At 68.8% G+C, this 4,099-nt stretch carries 3 protein-coding genes; 1 reads left to right on the top strand and 2 read right to left on the bottom strand.

Translation table 11 applies throughout. The annotated features are described in order from the left end of the window. On the bottom strand, positions 1 to 1,572 hold a 1,572-nt coding region (locus ACNPM4_RS12585; RefSeq protein ID WP_448985912.1), incomplete at its 3' end, for an AMP-binding protein. 92 nt (positions 1,573 to 1,664) lie between these two features. Further along, complete coding sequence (locus ACNPM4_RS12580; RefSeq protein WP_372469121.1) at positions 1,665 to 2,885, bottom strand: PAS domain-containing protein; 1,221 nt, start codon at positions 2,883 to 2,885, stop codon at positions 1,665 to 1,667. Positions 2,886 to 3,049: 164 nt separating this feature from the next. Between ACNPM4_RS12580 and ACNPM4_RS12575 the strand changes: the two genes are divergently transcribed. Beyond that, positions 3,050 to 4,066, top strand: coding sequence for a Bug family tripartite tricarboxylate transporter substrate binding protein (locus tag ACNPM4_RS12575; protein WP_448985911.1), 1,017 nt, complete (start codon positions 3,050 to 3,052; stop codon positions 4,064 to 4,066). The last annotated feature ends 33 nt before the right edge of the window (positions 4,067 to 4,099 follow it).

The following is a 4,099-nucleotide window of genomic DNA, read 5'->3' as shown; positions in this document are numbered from 1 at the left end:
GCGGACCCGCAGATCCTTGCGGAGGATCTTCCCGGAGCTCGACTTCGGGATCACCTCGATGAATTCGACCTGTCGCACCTTCTCGTGCGGGGCGACATGGGCGGCGACGTGCGCCATGACCGCATCCGCGTCGAGGTCAGTATCCGGCTGCCGCACCACGAACGCCTTCGGCACCTCCTGGCCGTCTTCGTCGAGGGCGCCGATCACGGCGGCGTCGGCGATGGCGGGGTGTTCGAGCAGCACCGCCTCCAGCACGGCGGGGGCGACCTGGTACCCCTTGTACTTGATGAGCTCCTTGAGCCGGTCGACGATGCGATAGATGCCGTCGTGGGTGACGGTCGCGACATCGCCGGTGTGCAGCCAGCCGTCGGCGTCGAGCATCTCGGCGGTGGCATCGGGGCGATTGAGGTATCCGACCATGACCTGCGGCCCGCGCACCCACAGCTCGCCCGGCTCGCTGGCACCCTCGGCGGGCACCGGCACGTCCTCGCCCGATTCCGGTTCGACCAGTCGTGCCTCGGTGTTGGGCACGAGTGGGCCGATGGCGGAGCGGTCGATGTCGTCGCGGGTCTCGGAGGTGAGGTTCACGGCCGGGCTGGTCTCGGTCATGCCGTACCCCTGGGTGACGATGCAGTCGAGCCGGCTCGCCACCGCAGACGCCAGCGCCCCGTCGAGGGGAGCGGCTCCGGAGAAGATGACCTTCACCGCCGAGAGGTCGTACTGGTCGACGATCGGATGCTTCGCCAGTGCGACCGCGATCGGGGGCGCGACGAACACCCACGTCGTCCGATGCTCGGCGATGATGCGGAGGAACTCGGGCAGATCGAACTTCGGCATCGTGACGAGTCCCGCGCGCTGGCGGAGCGCGAAGTTCAGCAGCACAGTCATCCCGTAGATGTGGAAGAAGGGAAGCACCGCGAGGAGGCGGTCGCTCGCGCCGACGCCGAGAACGGGTCGGCACTGCGACACGTTGGCCACGAGGTTCCGATGCGTGAGCATCACGCCCTTCGGTCGTCCGGTCGTGCCGGAGGAGTAGGGCAGGACGGCCAGGTGCGTCGCGGGATCGAACGACACCTCGGGTGCGGGATGCCCCTCGCCCAGCAGCGCCGGCAGCGACGGATGGCCCTCCACTCCGTCGAGGACGATCACGTGATCGGCCGCGAAGCCGAGCTTCTCCGCAGCCGCCAAAGCTCCGGGGAGCAGCGGTGAGACGGTCACGAGCCACGTCGCCCCCGCATCGGTCAGCTGATTCGCGATCTCATCTGCGGTGTAGAGGGAGTTGATGGTCGTCGCCGTCGCCCCCGCGCGGAGGATGCCGTGGAACACCGTCGCGAACGCGGGGATGTTCGGGCACAGCACGCCGACCGTGGTCCCCACACCCACCCCGCGGGCGGCGAGGGCTCCCGCGAAGAGGTCGATCTGCCCGACGAGCTGCCGGTAGCTGGTGGTCGCTCCGCCCACCCCGTCGATCAGTGCGATCGAGTCGAGCTCGGTCTCGTCGAGCCCGCCGAAGAGGAACTCGTGGATGGAGACCTCGGGGATCTCCACATCGGGATAGGCGCTGCGAACCATGAGATCTCCTTCGATCCGGGGGTGCCGACGTCGTCGTCGAATGCGATCCAGTGTCGCACACAACGGCACCGGGTCCCAGGGTTCGGGAGAGGTCAGACGGCGCCGTTCAGCCGGTATCGCGTGCTCGGTCGACCCTTCGTCGTGTAGTCGAGCGTGCGGATCGCTCGACCGGCGCTCGCGAGGTGCTCGAGGTAGCGTCGCGCGCTGACCCGGGAGATGTCGAGGTCCTCGCCGATCTCGGTCGCCGAGGCATCCGGGCGTGCCGCGAGTGCCGCGACCACGCGATCGAGCGTCTCCGCACTGAGCCCCTTCGGAACGCCGAACCGCTGACGGAACGCGATGATCGCGTCCGCGGCCTCGACGCGGCGGACGACGTCGTGCAGCTCGGTGTGATCCCGCAGCAGCAGAGTCGCCCCGATGCCGCCGCCGTCGGCGTCGCTGCCGGTGCTCCGGGCGACGAGCACATGCGAGCCGACGATCACGGGCCGCCCGGCCGCCTCGCCCTCGCGGAGCACGGTCGTCAACTCCTCGCCCAGCACCTCCGCGGCCGGCGCTCCGTCGAGGTCTGCGGCATCCCGGCCGAGGAAGCGGGCAGCGGCGTCGTTGACCAGCGTGATCCGTCCTGTTCCGTCGACCGTGACCACGCCTTCGCTGAGGCCGTGCAGCGTGGTCTCCTGGTTCTTCACGAGCGCGGCGATCTGATGGGGCTCGAGCCCGTAGATCCGACGACGGATGATCGACGTCACCCATGCCGAACCGAACACCCCGAACACCGCGGCCGCGAGCATCGCCGAGATCAGCCAGACCAGGTTCGCGGTGAACTCCTCGTTGAGCTCCGATTCGAGGATCCCGACCGACGCGGTGCCGATGACGGTGCCGTCGTCGTCACGGATCGGGACCTTGACCCGCCAGGACGTGCCGAGCGTTCCGGTCTGCGTGCCCACGTAGACCTCGCCGGAGAGGGGGATCGAGGGGTCGGTGGACACCTTCTCCCCGATGCGCTCCGGATTCGGGTGCGAGTAGCGGATGCCGTCCTCGTCGGCCACGACGACGTACGCGAGGTCGGATGCCTCGCGGATGACCTCGGCGATCGGCTGGATGGTGGTCGAGGGCTCCGCATCGTCGAAGGCGTCGAGGACGGTCGGCAGTGCGGCCACCGACTGGGCCACGGCCTGCATCCGGTCTTTGTAGGCCTCGCGGAGCGCCTGCTCCTGGAACGCGCCGGCCACGATGCCGGTCGCCAGGGTCACCAGGAACACGATCAGCGCCTGCAGCACGAGGAGCTGCACGCGGAGCGTCATCTTCGAGGCCACCTGATCATTGTCGCGCCTGCGCGAGGACCCCGCGAGCGGGGGAGGACACCGTCTCCGACCAATAGTTCCGAAACTCCGACCAATGGTTTCCGAAGCTTGAGCGGCGGCACGCGAGCTTCCACTGTTGACCCCACAGCAGCACGAACGCTCAAGGAGGAGCGCATATGAAGAACGCACGCATCGCGACCCTGACCGCACTCGCGGCGGTGGCGGCATTCACACTGACCTCGTGCGCCGGAGGCAGCGCCGCGAACGACGGCGGCGGTGAGGCCGAGGCCGCCGCCGTCACCGACGTCTCGATCGTCGTCCCCGCAGACCCCGGCGGAGGCTGGGACCAGACCGGCCGTGCCGTGTCGCAGGTGCTCACCGAGGAAGACATCGTCAGCTCGGCTCCCGTGACCAACGTCGGCGGCGCCGGCGGAACGGTCGGCCTGGCCCAGCTCGCGAACGAGAAGGACCCGAACACCCTCATGGTCATGGGGCTCGTGATGGTCGGCGCCGTCGAGACGAACGCCTCGGCGGTGCGGATCGAGGACACGACGCCGATCGCCCGCCTCACGGATGAGCCGCTCGTCGTGGTCGTCCCGGCCGATTCGAAGTACGACACCCTCGAGGATCTGGTGGAGGACATCGCCGACAACGGGCAGTCGGTCACGATCACGGGCGGCTCGGCGGGAGGGGCCGATCACATCCTCGCCGGGCTGATGCTCGAGGAGGCGGGCCTCGACGGTGCGGAGATCGCGGAGAAGCTGAACTACACCCCGAATTCCGGCGGTGGAGAGGCGGTTCCGCTGCTCATCGGCGGCAAGGCCGCTGCGGGCATCTCCGGCGTCGGCGAGTTCGCCCAGCACGTCGAGAGCGGCGACCTTCGTGCGCTGGCGGTCTCGAGCGAGGAGCCGGTCCCCCAGCTTCCGGACGTGCCGACCATCACCGAGGAGGGCTACGACGTGGTGCTCACCAACTGGCGCGGCGTGATCGCGCCCGGGGGCATCTCGGACGGGGAGAAGGACGAGCTGGTGCGTGTGATCACCGAGTTGCACGAGTCCGAAGCCTGGACCGATCAGTTGGAGACCAAGGGCTGGGCCGATGCGTTCCTGGTCGGCGCGGAGTTCGACGACTTCCTCACCGGGGACATCGAAGAGGTCACCGCGACGCTGAAGAACATCGGGCTGGTGCAGTGACATGACGGTCCCCGCATCGTCGGGGACCGAGGA

This window comes from Microbacterium umsixpiens (genome assembly GCF_053543675.1).
The sequence above is the reverse complement of the archived record's forward strand: the minus strand, read 5'-3'. Positions and strand labels throughout refer to the sequence as shown.